Source organism: Deinococcus marmoris (assembly GCF_001949125.1).
Lineage (GTDB): Bacteria > Deinococcota > Deinococci > Deinococcales > Deinococcaceae > Deinococcus > Deinococcus marmoris_A.
Genome location: NZ_MSTI01000052.1, coordinates 1 through 14,110, shown reverse-complemented (window position 1 = coordinate 14,110; position 14,110 = coordinate 1). Strand labels below are relative to the sequence as shown.

Genomic DNA, 14,110 nt, shown 5'->3' with positions numbered 1-14,110 from the left:
GCGGGCGAGTGGCTGGAGGGACTCCAACCCGATGAAAAAGCCATGCTGATCGACAATGCAGTGGTCTACGGCTTGCCGATGAACGTGGTTCTAACGCGGACAGATCAGGGGGAACCCCTGATCGTGGCAAGCAATGCCACCAAGGGCCAGCACATTCTGAAGGGATACCGCCAGCGTTGGAAGATCGAATGCCTGTTCCGGGCACTGAAAACGAAGGGGTTCCAGTTGGAAAACACCCACATGACGCTTCCCGGTCATGTGACGCGGCTGCTCTGTTTGCTGACCCTGGCCTATGTCTGGAGCGTCCTGGCCGGCATCAACCAACATATGACACTCAAAAAACACGGACGGCGCGCATGGAGTGTTGTGACCCTGGGCCTCCGGTCGCTCGTCCGGGCGTCTTCCCGTCAAGTCGGGGCTTCGGGAGATGAACTGCTTGATCTGATTCAACTCTGGATGCCGCACCAGACCATGGGAGCAGAAACTGTCGGGTACTGAGCAGCGCAGGGATAGATCATTGTGTCAGCGCCTATCAAACCCCACTTTCCGTCCCAGTCGCCAAGAATACGGAACCAGCCTGCGGCTGAACGCGCAGCCCGTCTAGCAACAGCGAGACTACTGCCTGTGCCTGCGGTTTCCAGCCCGGATGATCCTGGGCCGCGCAGAGACTGCCCATCACCACCATCACGGTGACCGGATCGACATCGGCCCGCAGGCACTTTTGGAGAGCGCCCGCCTCCAGCAGCCGTGTCAGGGCCTGCAACAACGGTCCCGGTTCGCTCAGGCTGTGCGCTTCGGTGGAAGGCGAGCCACTCAGACTGGTGCTGAGCGCGGTGGCGAGTCCTCGATTGTCAGCGGCGTAGTCGACCAGATGTCCCAGAAATGCGGCCAGGGCCTGATCGGCGGGCTTTGTGGTCAGCAGCGCGTCCGCTGAGGCGCACAGGCGCTCAATTTCCTGGCGGTATACCGCTTCGATAAGGGCTTCACGGCTCTCAAAATGGCGGTACAGCGTCCCGGTCCCCACGCCTGCCCGCCGGGCAACCTCATCGAGGCGCAGTTCACCCTGACCCTCAGCGAATAGGGTCCGCGCCGTGACCAGCAGCAATTCCCGGTTGCGTCTGGCATCGGCCCGCAGTGCCTTGGGCGCTTCGGGTAAAGCTCCACTGCCAGCGGCCTTGTCGCTGGTCATATCCCCATCCGTTGAAGAGATGGTTCAGATTGACAAACGGAGGGAGTCTCCGTATATTGATCTGGAGTCATTCTCCGCTTATACCACGAGATGGGGAGGCTGTTGGATGTGGGCAGCAGCGGCGCTGTGGGCAGATGGCGCGCTCCACAGGCCCTTTTCTGCCGCACGCCCAAAGGAGCACCATGAAGATTCTGATGATCGGGCGTGGGGTCATAAGTATCCTATACGGCTGGGCGCTCACGAAAGCGGGACACACCGTGGAGTATTACGTCAGGCCGGGCCGAGCCTCGCTCTACGGCTCAAGCGTGACCCTCGATATTCTCGACGCCCGGACCAGGATGCATGGTGTCAGGGTACACGACACCATGACACCCCGGTTTGTGCAAGACCTTCCCCTGAACCACACCTATGACCTGATTGTCGTGAGCGTTCAACATTACCGATTCGCCGAGGTCATGGCCTTTCTCAACGGGCGTGTCGGGGACGCGACGGTGCTGCTGTTCAATAACCTGTGGACGGACCCGCAGGCAGCAGTGTCCGCCCTGCCTGCCAAACAACTGGTGTGGGGCTTTCCCCGGGCGGGGGGCGGCTTCAGGCCGGATGGTGTCCTGGCTGGGGGGTTGCTGAAAAACGTCATGATTGGTCAATTCGGCCCCAGGGCCAAAGCAAGTTCTGAACATGCCCCGACTCGCCGTGAGCAGGCGGTGCGCGAGCTGTTCCGCAGCAGCGGGTTCGGCATTCAGCGCCAGTACGACTTTCAGGGATGGCTGTGGTTTCACTTCCTGATCAATGCCGCGCTGTTGCCTCAGGCTTACAGGGCGGGGTCATTTGCAAAGTTGATGGCGTCGGACGCGCATTTGCGTGAGGGGGTCCTCAACGTCCGGGAACTGGTGCCGCTTCTGGCGGCGCGCGGCGTGGATGTGAAGCAGCATCTCGCGGACGTCGGCGTGTTCAGCCTGCCGCTTCCAGTTGCGGCCCGGATTCTCAACCTGGCCCCCCGCCTGATCGCACCCGCGCAGGCCGTCATTGAGACGGCCCTGGTGGGCGAGGGCGATCTGGAGCGGGAAGTCCGGCCCATCGCCTTGGACGTGCTGGCCGAGGCACAGCGCCTTGGGGTGGCTGTTCCGCGCCTCGAAGCGTTCGTGGCCCAGCTTGATTCTGTTGAGAACGCTGGCGGCATGCTCTGACCACTCGCTGAATGCGGTCTGCGAGGCTTAATCTCGTTTGGTGAACGCCTCAATGAACCAGGCCCATTCACCCGTGAAGCCCATATCTGTCAGAGAGCGACTTGACGGACAAATTCCTCTGATCGTCGCGTCACATCTTCTTGATCTCATACGGACTCCGATTAGAGAGTGTTGAAAACACCCGTAATCTGAGCGGAGTGAGAAGGAGAGAAACGGGTGCCGGACGTGGAGTGTAGGAATTGGCGCTGTCCCGATTCCTACATGAAATAAACGGAATCCGTATCATACGGACTCCGAATAAAAAGCGCAGACTGGAGCATCGCTAAATTCTATTCAGCCATCATTTTTCGCCACAGTGCCGCCGACAACCCGATCTCCTCACCCAACACACCCTGTTCCACTGGTGGCCTCTATACGGTAATTAAGCGGAATCCATATCAGTCAGCCGGGAGGCTCCGCAGCCTGCCAAGCTACGGGAAATCAACGTAAGGGTCCCAAGAGTGGGTCATCCCCACTCACATGGACCTCATCACCCACCTTTCGGTCTTGGGCGGCCTCCTGGTGGAGTGGGGTGCCCAGGATGGTGGCCAGCAGTTCGGCGAGCTGACCAAGTTCATCGCCGCTCAGGCGTGACAGGGAATGCCGGGTCGTGTCGCGCACTCGGCGTTCGCCTACGGCCCGGATGGCCTCCCCCTTGGCCGTGATGGTGTGGCGGACGGCCCTTCCCGGTCCCGAAACGCGCTGAATCAGCCCGCGTTCCACCATACGAGCGGCAAGTGTTCCAAAGGCCTGGTCCGTCTGAAAGGTCAGTTGGGCGAGGTCGTGCAGGGACGCGCCTTTGTGTCGGTGGAGGTGACGCAGCGTGTCCCACTGCACCAGCGAGATGCCGAGGTCAGCCAGCGCGGTAGTGAAGGCCCGGTGATGGCGGTGTTGCACCCGCTTGATCATGTGCGTCACGTCCTCTTCAGAAGCCATGCGGCTACTTTAGCGCAGGTTGCTTTGATCAGCTTCCTGATATAAGGTTACTTAGATATTGGCGATTGCAGGACTTCAGAGCCTGCTGTTTGGCCCCATCTCAACCCCCAAGGAGACCCACCATGCCCGAAACTGAACACACCACCGTAAGCGTCGAAGTCCCCGATCTTGGCCCCGTGTCCGTTCAGGTCAGCGTTCGCGGCGAGGGCCGCCCGATCTTGCTCCTGCACGGCGGCGCAGGTCTCATGTCTGTTGCGGGCTTTGCCGACCGGCTGGCCGCTGAGCGTTCCGCTCGCGTCTACACGCCGACGCATCCCGGCTTCCAAGGCACCAAACGTCCAGTCACGCTCACCAACATGCGCCAGCTTGGGGCGTTGTACGCGGCCCTGCTTGGCGCGCTGAACCTGACAGGTGTCACCGTTGTCGGCAATTCTATCGGTGGATGGATTGCCGCAGAACTTGCCCTGCTGCATCCCAAAAGCGTGGTCAGCCTCGTCCTCATCGACGCGGTCGGCGTGGAGGTGCCCGGACACCCCATCGCTGACTTTTTCAACCTCAGCTTCCCACAAATTGCCGAATACAGTTACGCTCAGCCCGCCGCCTTCCGCATCGATCCCACGCAGTTGAGTCCCGAAGCGCAGCGAATGATGGCGGGCAACCGCGCCGCCCTGGCGGTGTATGGCGGTGAGCCGTCTATGGTGGACCTCGATTTGCTCGCCCGGCTGCCCGCCATCACGCTGCCCACGCTCGTCGTGTGGGGTGACGCCGACCGCATCACCGCCCCACAGAATGGACAGGCGTATGCCGAGGCCATTCCCGGCGCGCAGTTCGTCCTGATGGAACGTACTGGGCATCTGCCGCAGATCGAATCCCCGGAGCGATTGCTTCCCCTGCTGTGGGATTTTGCGGACGCGCGTCCAGCACCGTTGTCATGACGGCGCGGCCCCAGGTGCCGCCCTACGCTCCCCAGCGGTGATGGCCCAGCCGATTCATCAACGTCTCGGCAATGCTTCCAACAGCCCAGCCATCAAGAGTGATGCAAAACTGGCCGACTCGGTTGTGTTGCCTTAACCGGCACTGAGGAATTGAGCAGCTCCAGTACGGTGGACGCATAGGCCGCAGCGCAAGACGTTGGACAGCCCAGTAAGCTGCGGCAACTGCGCGCAAACCCATCGGGTGCAGTGTCAAGCCGCGAGTATCTTGCAAATCCTGAAACGCTGGGTACGCTGTGCCGCACATCGGGTGGCGTAGGAGGCTGAGAGCCGACTGGATGATGGAAGAGCCAGAGGCATTGGAGGCCAGAGTGAATAGACCACAGCAGCGTTCCCACCAGCTCTCCTCTGGGGCCGACGGCGAAAAGGTCCAGAGCAAACTGGAGACATCACCTCCGTCTTTCTTCAAACATCCGGGCCGACTGGAGGCTTTTAGTGACGGTGTGTTCGCCATCGCCATTACCCTGCTGGCGCTTGAACTCCGCGTTCCCCCAGTGGAAACCGCCTCAACGCCCCTGCGGTTGTGGCAGGCCCTGCTGGAAGGCTGGCCCTCCTACTTCGCCCTGCTGCTGAGTTTCGGCACGATTTACGCCGCCTGGATCGGACACCACATGATGCTTCAGCAGGTTCAGGACATCCGGCCCGCACTGGTCTGGACCAACGGGCTATTTTTGCTGAGCATCGTGCTGTTACCGTTTACCACCGCTCTGGTCGCCGAACATCTGACGCATCCAGGCGCTCCGGTGGCGGTGGCGATCTATGCGGGCGTCAATGCGCTGACCAGCCTGATGTACCTGCGGCTTTATCAAGTCAGTCAGCGCCACTTCACCGAGGCGAGTCCCAACCTGCGCCTTGCGTCCTTGGGTGCGGGTGTGGGCCTGGCCCTGTGCGGCGGGGCAGTGATCCTGGCATTCGTAACGCCGATAGGCGCGTTGTTGCTGGTGGCATGCGTCTGGCTGTGGTGGTCGCTTCCCGACGCAGGCAGGCGAGCGCAGCGTTGAGACGAGAGGCATTCGTGACGTTGACCAGGCAGGCCGCAATGCTTACCAGGCAGGCCGCAATGCTTACCAGGGCAGGCTGCCACGCCCGGTGAAGAAGCCGCCTGTGGGGCCATCTTTGCCCTGGAGCGCGTACTTGAGGAGTGATTCTTCAACCGCAACTTCCACCGTCCGGTCTCCCCGGAAACCCGTGATGTCGGTGGCGGTGAAGCCCGGATTGACCGCGTTGACACGGATACCCTCCGCGTACAGATCTTTGGCGAGCAACACAGTAAGGCCGTTCTGGGCCACCTTGGACGATTGGTACGCAAAGAGTTGGGTTCGGGCGTGTGCGCCGTCTGGGTAGCCGATCAGGCCCATTGAGCCGAGGTCTGAGGAGACGTTGATGATGCTGGGGGTCTCTGATTTCCGCAACAGGGGCAGCATGGCCTGGCTCAGCCGGAAGGGGCCGAAGAAGTTGGTCTCAAACACAGCCCGCACGTCTTCTATATCGGTCTGAGATGGGTGATGTCCGCCCACACTAATTCCTGCATTGTTGACCAGCAGATCGAGGAGGCCGCTGCCTTGCTCAATATGACTGACTGCCTGCGTGACACTCTCCCCGTCGGTCACGTCAAGCACCAGCAGCCGGACATCGCGGCCTGGCCCCTGAAGCTCGTCTACAGCAGCCTTGCCCCGCGCCAAATCACGGCTGCCCAGATACACCGTCCAGCCGTGGTCCAGTAGCCTGCGGACGAGTTGTTTGCCCAGGCCCTTGTTGGCCCCGGTGACCAGCGCCACCTTTCCTTTGAAATCATCCATCGTGGCTCTCCTGGGTTGAGTGAACATTGAAAGACCGCAGACACCTTTAAATAGCCCGCACGGTATTGGGGTTGCTCTGTTGAACCTGTGCTAAACCGGCTGTATCGCCTCTGTGTGGAGGCTTGATTCACTCCTGATCTTGCGGCTTGATCCCCTCGGCCTGGAAGCCAATCTGACGGTGGCTGCCGTCGCAGTAAGGAGGGTTCTGCGTGCCTCCACAGCGGCACAGGGCGGCGCGGGTCTCATTGATGGTGCCAGAAGCCGTGGTCAGGCTCAGGTCTCCCTGCACGAACAGCGGTCCATCCTGAACGGCGGCGACGGTGGTGTGGGCGGCTGGCGCTTCTTCCGGGCCAGCGGTCAACGTGTAATGAAGCGCGCCGGTGGGGCAGCGCCGCACCACCTCCGCCACCGCCCCCGCAGGCGCGGCGTCGGCCTGGACCCAGGGATGGACCTTGGGATCAAACACCTGGGGCAGACCACGAATACAGGCCGCGAAGTGAATGCAGCGGTGCAGATCGAAATACACGGTGATGTCGGGAGCCGTGTAAGCGCGGCCCCAGTGGGCGGGAACGTCGGAATCGGTCATGGGTCTCCTCAGTTGCTTGAATGCCCGCTATGTGCAGCCTCGTCTTCTCTTAATCCGGGCGGTGCTGTGTCAACTGCTCGCGTACTGAGGTCCAGGTCAGGTCCGGGTAGCGGTCATTGTTCAGCGCCGTCAACTTGCCCTTGCCGCTGAACATGTCGCGCATGTACTGCATGCCCTGCCACGCCGGGAAAGGATCGCCCGGCTGCGGCGCAACCCGCTTCGCCACCCCGATCATCACGCCTAGCACACCCAGGTTGCCCGCGTGCAACGTCTGGTACGGCTCTCCCGTGACCTCGCTCATGACCCCGGCCAGCTCGCGCGCGCTCAGGGTGTCGCCCGCGATCCGCAGGATGCGCGGCGTGGTGTCGTCCAGAGCAGCGGCGGCCACATAAGCGGCCACGTCATCTTTGGTGGTGAAGTCCATCGGCTGATCGGCACTGACCCAGTACAGCACCCGGTGGATCCTGGGCTGAATGATGGGCATTTCATTGCCCAGCATGTCCATGAACGCCCCATTGAGAATGGTGGTCACCCCGATAGAGGCGCGGTCCGCCCGGCCCATGAACTCGCGTCGCAGGTCCAGGTTGCGGTTGTCGCCCCGCGTGGTTTTGGTGAAATCCTCGGAGTAGTCCGAGGGAATAAAGCGCGGCACGCCCGCCCTGACGGCGGCGTCGAGCAGCACGCTCTGGCGCTCCACGATCACGTCGTACAGGCCGTTGAGGGCGGAGATGACGCACGAGGCACCCTGCATGGCGGCGGCCAGCGCGTCCACGTTCGCCGGATCGGCCTCGGCCAACGTCAGGCCCAGTGCGGTCAGGTGGGTGCGGTCTGCCGCCGAGGTATTCGGGCGAATCAGCGCCCGCACGGACGCGCCGCGCGCCACCAAGGCTCTGGCAATGCGGGTGCCGAGATCGCCCGCCGCTCCGGCGAGAATGATGGTGGAGGTCATACTTCACTTCCTTGATTGAGGGTGCGTATTGAAACTGAGGTAGAGAGGAAACCGAGTCTCCACTCTACGTCGGTGCTGAATTCAGTGGCTGTCAGGGCGCAGTGGATTGGGGCCAGGCACCACGGCCATTCCGTAGCGCCGCAGTTGTTCCGGGGTCATTTGCGGCATCGGGGCGAGGCCCTTGAGTGGGAGAACACGCTCAGGGGCAGGCATTGCCAGCTCAGTGACAGCAGCTTCCAGACTGGCAGGCGTGTAACCGTTCAGGAAGCGGGCGGTCTCGCTGTCCACCCGGAAGGCGTGGCGGGTGTCGCGCGGCACTGTCAGATAGTCCCCCTTGCGGGCCACGATGATCTCGTCGCCCACCAGAAAGGTGACTTCGCCGTCGAGCATGTAATACGTCTCGTCAGACCAGGTGTGCGTGTGCGGCCCTGGCCCGGAGCCTTTGGGAAGCAGTTCTTCCATCAGGGAGAAGCGGCCCCCCGTGTCGTTGGCGTCGGCCAGCACGATCCACAGGATGTCCATCCACCAGTAGGCGGGGGCAGTTCCGACGCTGTGGTTAAAGCCTTCAGCGCCGGGCATCGGTGTCAGGTGGGTCTGGGTGGGTTCGGTCATGTCGGTTTCCTCCTCAAGTGCGTGGGCCTAGCGCTGCGAGCGGAGCATTGCCCGGCCACCTTCTTCTCAGTCCATTGACGTTAAGCGGTCTAGGCGTGAGGGAGCGCCCGCTTCGCGAACTGGGCAAACGTTTCGAGCTTCACGTCCGGGTAGCGGTCATTCTGGAGATCACTGAGGTTGGTCTGGCCGGTGAGCATGTAGAGCTGATAGGCCAGCATGACCGAGCTGAACGGATTGCTGGTGTCCTTGAGAGCTTGTGCGTGGGCGGCGCGCAGCTCGGCCTCTGAACCCATCGAGTGGCGCGTGAACGTGCGTCCAGTCTGCCCCTCAATCACCTTCGCGGCGTCCAGGATCGAGATGCGGTCCCCGGCGAAGGCAAACTTGCCAGCGTGCACACTGGGATCGGTGGCGATCTGGGCCACCATCCGGGCGGTGTCCTCCACGCTGGTGGCGTCGATGATTTGATTGCCGTCGCCCCAGTAGTTGACTGTTCCGGCCTCGTAATCGAAGGTGCCCGCTTTGGGAGCGAACATCTCCATAAAGGCCCCTTGCAGGACATTAATCTGCTCGATGCCTGTGGCCACGATCTGCGCATCGGCCATCCGGCGCAGATCGAACATCAGGTGTTCGCCGGGCGTGGCCTCGAACAGGTCTAGGCCGTAGTCGGAGGGCAGGATGCGGCGCACGCCGTTGCGCGCCCCGCTCTGGGCCAGCGCCACCTGACCGTCGATGATCACGTCAGGGCCGCCCTGAACGGCAGAGATGATGGTGTCGATGCCCGTGGTGGCCCGGTCAAGCGACGCCTGATCGGTCAGGTCACCCTCCACCACTTCGGCACCGGCCTCAACAAGAGCGCGGACAGCGTCCTGCTTGGCCCCACTCTCGGCGGCGCGGATCATCAAGCGGATATGGGCGTCAGGCTGCTGGAGCAGGTGGTGGGCGATGCGGCCGCCGAACATGCCGGTGGCACCGACGAGAAGAATGTGCTGGGTCATGGTGAACTCCTTGAGGAACTGAAAAGAGTGGGGGCGGGGAAGCTGGGTCTAACGCCGAGGGTGCGAGAATGGGCCGATGACGAGCGCAGACCCGGCTCAGGGGCCGCCGTGCGGACTTCCTGATATGGCAATTATAATCACATACGTGATGATCTCAAGTGTGACAGATTACAGTCATGACTAAGCGTGCCAAAGTAGAGGTGTTGGAAGTCCCCACCATCCCGGCTGAATTCCTGAACCACCTGGGCTTCGTGGTCAACAGAGTCGCCGAGCGACTCAATGCCCAGGTGGCGCAGGTGACCCTGCACCACGGGCTGACGGTGCCGCAATACGGTCTGCTGCTGCTGCTTCAGGCCGAGGGGCCGCAGGCGCAGATCGAACTGAGCATGCGGGTGGGCCTGGACCGTACCAGCGTGATGCGGACTGTCGATCTGCTGGAGAAACGGGCCTTCGTGCGCCGTGATCCTGACCCGTCAGATCGGCGCAAACACAGCGTGGTGCTGACGGAAACGGGAGCCGCCCTTTTAGATCAGACACTTCCCCAGGTTCGGCAGGCTGAGCGGGACGTGACGGGCCTGTTGTCCGCCCAGGAGCAGACTCAGCTTATGGAGTTACTTCGGCGGCTGCTCGTGACAAACAGAGCAGGCTGAGCAGAGAGGAACTTTGGAGCAGAGAACCCGGTGACCTTTCGAGCATGGCAAGGGGATTCCATCCTCTGATCCGATGCCTCGGCTCAACGCTGCTGGGTGCCAAGCCGCTCCAGCCCGCCTTCCACTGCCCTGAACATCCCGGTCTGATCCAACACGCAAAGGAATTGCTCGTATAGCATTGTGATCTGGGTGCCAAGGATGGATTCTTGTTCCTCCGCTAGTCGCGCCCCTCATACGTGGGGGCCACGTTCGGCTTTACCCTGCCCAAAGTACCCGCCTGAAGTCTCATACGGATTCCGCTTGTTTCGTTAACAAACTGGGAGAACCTCAGTTTGCCAACCCCACGCCCGGAACCTATTCTTCTTATTCTCGCTTCTATGTTGTGGGCGTTCAGGAAAACCTGACGCCCACAACGATGGTTGCTGGGAGCGGGCTTAGGTAAACGCCCCCTACTCGCCAGGTCAAGAAACCTGAAGCGGAAATTGCGTCCCCTTGCCCACCACACCCACAGATCGAACGGAATCTGAAGCCCAAAGAGCCTGTATACAAGCGTGATCCATGCGTGTGTCGTTCCCGGAAAGGAGCGTGCCAGATGTTGGGAATTGATGTCAGCAAGGCAACTTTGGCTGTCTGTCCCGTTCAGAGTACCGCAGGGCAGGACCTCACGCGTGAGGTCCTCAAAACCGCAACTGGACACGCTCAGCTCCAGCGCTGGTTGGTAAAGCTCAGGAGTTGCACCTGCATAATACGGACTCCGATTAGAGGGTGTTGAAAACACCCGTAATCCGCGCGGAGCGAGCAGGAGAAAAACGGGTTCCGGGCGTGGAGTGGAGGGATCGGCGCTGTTCCGATTCCTGCACGAAACAAACGGAACCCGTATCAGCCGTCGAGAAGATAACTCGGCTTTGCTCGACATGACAAATTTTGAGACAAATGCTCTATGAGGCTTTTCTGCAGTGGCTGTCCGTCCTCACTGCCCGATAGGGACCTGGGAAGAAGTCTGGATGCCCCTAAACAGCAGCCAGGCGGTCAGGCCCAGTTCACCTGCCACAGCGGGCGCAAGAAGAAGTCCGCCAGGTAACCCACCGAAGTCCACCATCAGCAGCCTGGCCAGGCTGTCAAGGATGTACCCCAGCCCCCCAAACATGAGCAGGACACCCAGGAAACGAGGAAAATATCCAGAACGGTACAGCAGCGCACCCAAAAACAGGAGATGAAGGCCAAAAAATACCAGGGCGAGGAGGAAACTGGCGCTGAATGTCTCCAGGGCGGTCTGGGCCGCAAGTTCAAGTGTCGCGGCCTCCTGACCTGACACGCGTCCGGCTTGGCCCAGCAGCGCGGCGGCCTGATACAGCGGCAACAGGAAGACTGCCAGCACGGCGGAATAGGTCAATCTCAGGGCCGATGATACCAGCGAGAGCGCCCGGCTGATCGGCTTGAACAGCAGGTAGAGCGTGACCGATAGGGCAATGTCCGCCACGACGATCACGATCCAGCCCAGCAAGCTGCCCATGAACAATTCGCGTGAATCCTGAATGCGCCTGGCGGTGGTGGCCGGGTCGTCGGGCACCACCAGCGCCTCAAGCACCAGCGGCGAGAACATGCCCAGGACGGCCAGCAACAGATAGAGCAACCCGGTGGTCCGCACCAGGCGCTTGAGCGAATCAAGATGAACGTACTGAACGGTGACATTAGCCTGCACACCACAGGAATCCGTGGTGGTCATGCGTTCGCCACCGCCCCGACGTAACTCAGCGCCGACGGACTCAAGCGGCCCACAATCGCCGGGGCCTGATGGATCAGCACCTCGTCGCCTAGGGCCTGCACCATAAACAGGGCAAAATCCGTGCGCCGCGTGCGGTTGCTTACCAGCATGGCGTCACCGACGTGCTGACTCCAGACGGGCAGCCCCTGGCTCTCGCCTTCCTCCAGGTCGCTGCCCCGCACCACCGTCCAGCGGGTGCGGCTGGCAAAGATCTGCCTACACGCCTCCACCTGATCGTCGAGTTCGGCGAGACGGGTGAGCCGGCCTAGCCAGCCGAACACCTTAACAAAGACCCGCAGGCCCAGGGGGTAGACATCCTGACCGTCGCGCGTGATGTGCCAGCCACACGAGAACACCAGGCGCGCATCTGGACGGGCGTATTTCAGCACGGCCCGTGCCGTTCCAGACGAGTACTGCTGCGCGCCCCAGGGGGCCAACACCGTCAGCACGCCGCCGCAGCCAGTTACCGCTTTCTGGATCACATCGGGATCGTTGGTTGAACCGGGCACAATCTGGAGGCGGTCACCGAAGCGTGCCAGTTTTACCACACTCTGCGGACGGCATACACCCACCACCTCATACCCCCGGTCCAGCGCGTGCTGCACCATGTACTGCCCGAGCTTGCCGGAAGCGCCGACAACGCAGACCCGCTTTGGTTCTGCCGCCGACTTTTCGGCAGAGAAAATGTTGCTGGATGGAATGGTCTGATTCACAGGCACCTCGCTGTAGGAATCGAACGCCCCAGCACCGCCATCCGGTGCTGCTAGACTTACTATGTAAGTTAAGACTTACAATGTAAGCCTGTCAAGTTGACAGCGCAGCTTAGGTGTTCACACTGGAGGAAGCATGTCCACATCCCCCCCCCATGCCACGCGTGACACGCGCCGCCAGCCCCTCAGCCGAGAAGAGGTCCTACGCGGGGCGCTCCTGCTGGCCGATGAGGGCGGCATCTCCTCACTCACCATGCGCAATTTGGCAGAGCAGCTCGGGGTTCAGGCGATGTCGCTGTATCACCATGTCGCCAATAAAGATCAGCTTCTGGACGGCATGGTGGACCAGGTGTTCGGCGAGATCGAGATGTCCGCCACCAGAACTCCCTGGAAGGCCGCTATGCGCCAGCGCGCGTTCTCGGTCCGTCAGGCCCTGCGGCAACACGGCTGGGCCTTGGGCGTTCTGGAGTCGCGCAGTCATCCCGGCCCGGCGACCCTACGCCACCACGACGCCGTGATCGGAATTCTTCGCCGGGCCGGATTCTCCATTGCCCTGGCCGCCCACGCCTATTCGGCACTGGACAGTTACATTTACGGGTTTGTCCTTCAGGAACTGAATCTGCCCATCAAGACTGAACAGGAGGTGGGGGCGGTGGCTGAGACCATCTTGCAGAGTTCACCTGCCGGGGAATACCCGTTTCTCCAGGAGTTCATGACAGAACATGCCCTGAAGCCGGGCTACTTGTATGCCAGTGAGTTTGAATTTGGGCTGAACCTGATACTGGATGGTCTGGAACTGGCCCTTGGTCACCAAGCCCCGCAGTGAGATGACGCCCGTACTCGGGTGGCTTATCGGCTTGATTTCTCGACCTCTCTGGCCCCAAGACATCCAGCTCTGGAGTCTGATTGGCGGCTGACAGAGATATTCTCCGTCTGCCCCCCCGACACAGCATGGGGGTTAAGGATGACCCGATTTTGCGGGGCAGGCCCAGAACCTACGCGGGTTCAACCTGACGAAGGCCAAAATCTTGTCCAACTCGGATGAGAGGTCAAGTTTTGCCGTCTGATACGGACTCCGATTAGAAAATGTTGAAAACACCTGAAAATCCGAGCGGGAGGAAGAGCGTCCTCATGGGCGTCTGTTCATGACGAGAGCGAGCAGGAGAAAAACGGGTTCCGGGCGTGCAGTGGAGGGATCGGCGCTGTTCCGATTCATGCACGAAACAAACGGAATCCGTATCATACGGATTCCGATTAATTTGTGCAGAGCGGCCACCAGTGAAATAAGGTGTGTTGGGTGATCAGGTCAGGCTGAGTTTCAAGCCAAGCACATTGGCGGCCCAGCACATCCTGAAGCTCATCTAGAGAATCAAAACAGCGGTTCGCAAGTGGTCTGTCGGTCAAATTCCACGCCCGTTCCACGGGTTGCAGTTCTGGTGAATAGGGCGGGAGCGTGATGGTTTCAATGCCTGGGGGATGTCCCTCCACAGGAGGGACATGGAAGCCCGCGCCATCTTCGACCAGCAACACATGATGATCTGGACCCGCGCCAAGACTGGCCGCAAACGCGGCAACGACGAGCTGGTAAGCCTGTTTGGTGACCTCTGGAACGAGCCAGAACTGACTGGCTCCAGATTCGGGACAGACGAAGGCGTAGAGATAGAGCCACTCGTAACGTGGCTGAACAGGACGGATGGCTGG

At 61.1% G+C, this 14,110-nt stretch carries 16 protein-coding genes; 6 read left to right on the top strand and 10 right to left on the bottom strand.

The genetic code is table 11. The features are described 5' to 3' along the window. Nucleotides 1-498, top strand: a 498-nt coding sequence (locus BOO71_RS26845; protein ID WP_217694862.1) for a transposase, incomplete at its 5' end; no start/stop codon positions are given. A 34-nt stretch (nucleotides 499-532) separates the two neighbouring features. On the opposite strand, the gene BOO71_RS07775 is transcribed toward BOO71_RS26845, so the two are convergent. Next, nucleotides 533-1,189, bottom strand: a complete 657-nt coding sequence (locus BOO71_RS07775; RefSeq protein WP_075831380.1) for a TetR/AcrR family transcriptional regulator — start codon at nucleotides 1,187-1,189, stop codon at nucleotides 533-535. A 182-nt stretch (nucleotides 1,190-1,371) separates the two neighbouring features. Between BOO71_RS07775 and BOO71_RS07770 the strand changes: the two genes are divergently transcribed. After that, nucleotides 1,372-2,376 (top strand): ketopantoate reductase family protein, encoded by a 1,005-nt coding sequence (locus tag BOO71_RS07770; protein ID WP_075831379.1) that lies wholly within the window; start codon nucleotides 1,372-1,374, stop codon nucleotides 2,374-2,376. A gap of 480 nt (nucleotides 2,377-2,856) precedes the next feature. Here BOO71_RS07770 and BOO71_RS07765 read toward each other — a convergent pair whose 3' ends face one another. Continuing rightward, nucleotides 2,857-3,351: a MarR family winged helix-turn-helix transcriptional regulator gene (locus tag BOO71_RS07765; protein WP_075831378.1), complete on the bottom strand. Its 495-nt coding sequence runs from the start codon at nucleotides 3,349-3,351 to the stop codon at nucleotides 2,857-2,859. A 122-nt stretch (nucleotides 3,352-3,473) separates the two neighbouring features. Between BOO71_RS07765 and BOO71_RS07760 the strand changes: the two genes are divergently transcribed. Both BOO71_RS07760 and BOO71_RS07755 read left to right on the top strand, forming a co-directional pair. Beyond that, nucleotides 3,474-4,286: an alpha/beta fold hydrolase gene (locus BOO71_RS07760; RefSeq protein ID WP_075831377.1), complete on the top strand. Its 813-nt coding sequence runs from the start codon at nucleotides 3,474-3,476 to the stop codon at nucleotides 4,284-4,286. A gap of 368 nt (nucleotides 4,287-4,654) precedes the next feature. After that, on the top strand, nucleotides 4,655-5,344 hold the full coding sequence (locus tag BOO71_RS07755; RefSeq protein ID WP_175607393.1) for a TMEM175 family protein: 690 nt from the start codon (nucleotides 4,655-4,657) through the stop codon (nucleotides 5,342-5,344). A 63-nt stretch (nucleotides 5,345-5,407) separates the two neighbouring features. Here the strand turns inward: BOO71_RS07755 and BOO71_RS07750 are convergent, their stop codons facing one another. From BOO71_RS07750 to BOO71_RS07730, 5 genes are all read right to left on the bottom strand, one after another. Beyond that, a complete protein-coding gene (locus tag BOO71_RS07750; RefSeq protein WP_075831375.1) occupies nucleotides 5,408-6,142 on the bottom strand; it encodes an SDR family NAD(P)-dependent oxidoreductase in 735 nt (244 codons plus the stop codon). A 127-nt stretch (nucleotides 6,143-6,269) separates the two neighbouring features. After that, entirely contained in the window at nucleotides 6,270-6,728 is a 459-nt protein-coding gene (locus BOO71_RS07745) for a (4Fe-4S)-binding protein (protein WP_075831374.1), read from the bottom strand. Between the two features lie 49 nt (nucleotides 6,729-6,777). Then, nucleotides 6,778-7,677: an NmrA family NAD(P)-binding protein gene (locus tag BOO71_RS07740; protein ID WP_075831373.1), complete on the bottom strand. Its 900-nt coding sequence runs from the start codon at nucleotides 7,675-7,677 to the stop codon at nucleotides 6,778-6,780. A gap of 81 nt (nucleotides 7,678-7,758) precedes the next feature. Then, the gene (locus BOO71_RS07735; RefSeq protein ID WP_075831372.1) at nucleotides 7,759-8,289 is read right to left on the bottom strand and encodes a cupin domain-containing protein; all 531 of its coding nucleotides are present in this window, start codon (nucleotides 8,287-8,289) and stop codon (nucleotides 7,759-7,761) included. An 89-nt stretch (nucleotides 8,290-8,378) separates the two neighbouring features. Then, the gene (locus BOO71_RS07730) at nucleotides 8,379-9,284 is read right to left on the bottom strand and encodes an NmrA family NAD(P)-binding protein (protein ID WP_075831371.1); all 906 of its coding nucleotides are present in this window, start codon (nucleotides 9,282-9,284) and stop codon (nucleotides 8,379-8,381) included. Nucleotides 9,285-9,460: 176 nt separating this feature from the next. Here BOO71_RS07730 and BOO71_RS07725 point away from each other — a divergent pair, with 176 nt between their 5' ends. Further along, entirely contained in the window at nucleotides 9,461-9,934 is a 474-nt protein-coding gene (locus tag BOO71_RS07725) for a MarR family winged helix-turn-helix transcriptional regulator (RefSeq protein WP_083653211.1), read from the top strand. Nucleotides 9,935-10,904: 970 nt separating this feature from the next. Here the strand turns inward: BOO71_RS07725 and BOO71_RS07720 are convergent. Both BOO71_RS07720 and BOO71_RS07715 read right to left on the bottom strand, forming a co-directional pair. Then, complete coding sequence (locus tag BOO71_RS07720) at nucleotides 10,905-11,660, bottom strand: DUF4386 domain-containing protein (protein WP_083653210.1); 756 nt, start codon at nucleotides 11,658-11,660, stop codon at nucleotides 10,905-10,907. Continuing rightward, nucleotides 11,657-12,412 (bottom strand): NAD(P)-dependent oxidoreductase, encoded by a 756-nt coding sequence (locus BOO71_RS07715; protein ID WP_083653207.1) that lies wholly within the window; start codon nucleotides 12,410-12,412, stop codon nucleotides 11,657-11,659. The genes BOO71_RS07720 and BOO71_RS07715 overlap by 4 nt, the downstream gene beginning before the upstream one ends. 133 nt (nucleotides 12,413-12,545) lie before the next feature. On the opposite strand from BOO71_RS07715, the gene BOO71_RS07710 reads away from it, so the two are divergent. Beyond that, nucleotides 12,546-13,235 carry a TetR/AcrR family transcriptional regulator gene (locus BOO71_RS07710; protein WP_075831369.1) on the top strand — a complete coding sequence of 230 codons (690 nt, stop codon included), beginning with the start codon at nucleotides 12,546-12,548 and terminating at the stop codon, nucleotides 13,233-13,235. A 428-nt stretch (nucleotides 13,236-13,663) separates the two neighbouring features. On the opposite strand, the gene BOO71_RS07705 is transcribed toward BOO71_RS07710, so the two are convergent. Further along, nucleotides 13,664-14,110: transposase (locus BOO71_RS07705; RefSeq protein ID WP_083653206.1), on the bottom strand; the 447-nt coding region annotated here is incomplete at its 5' end.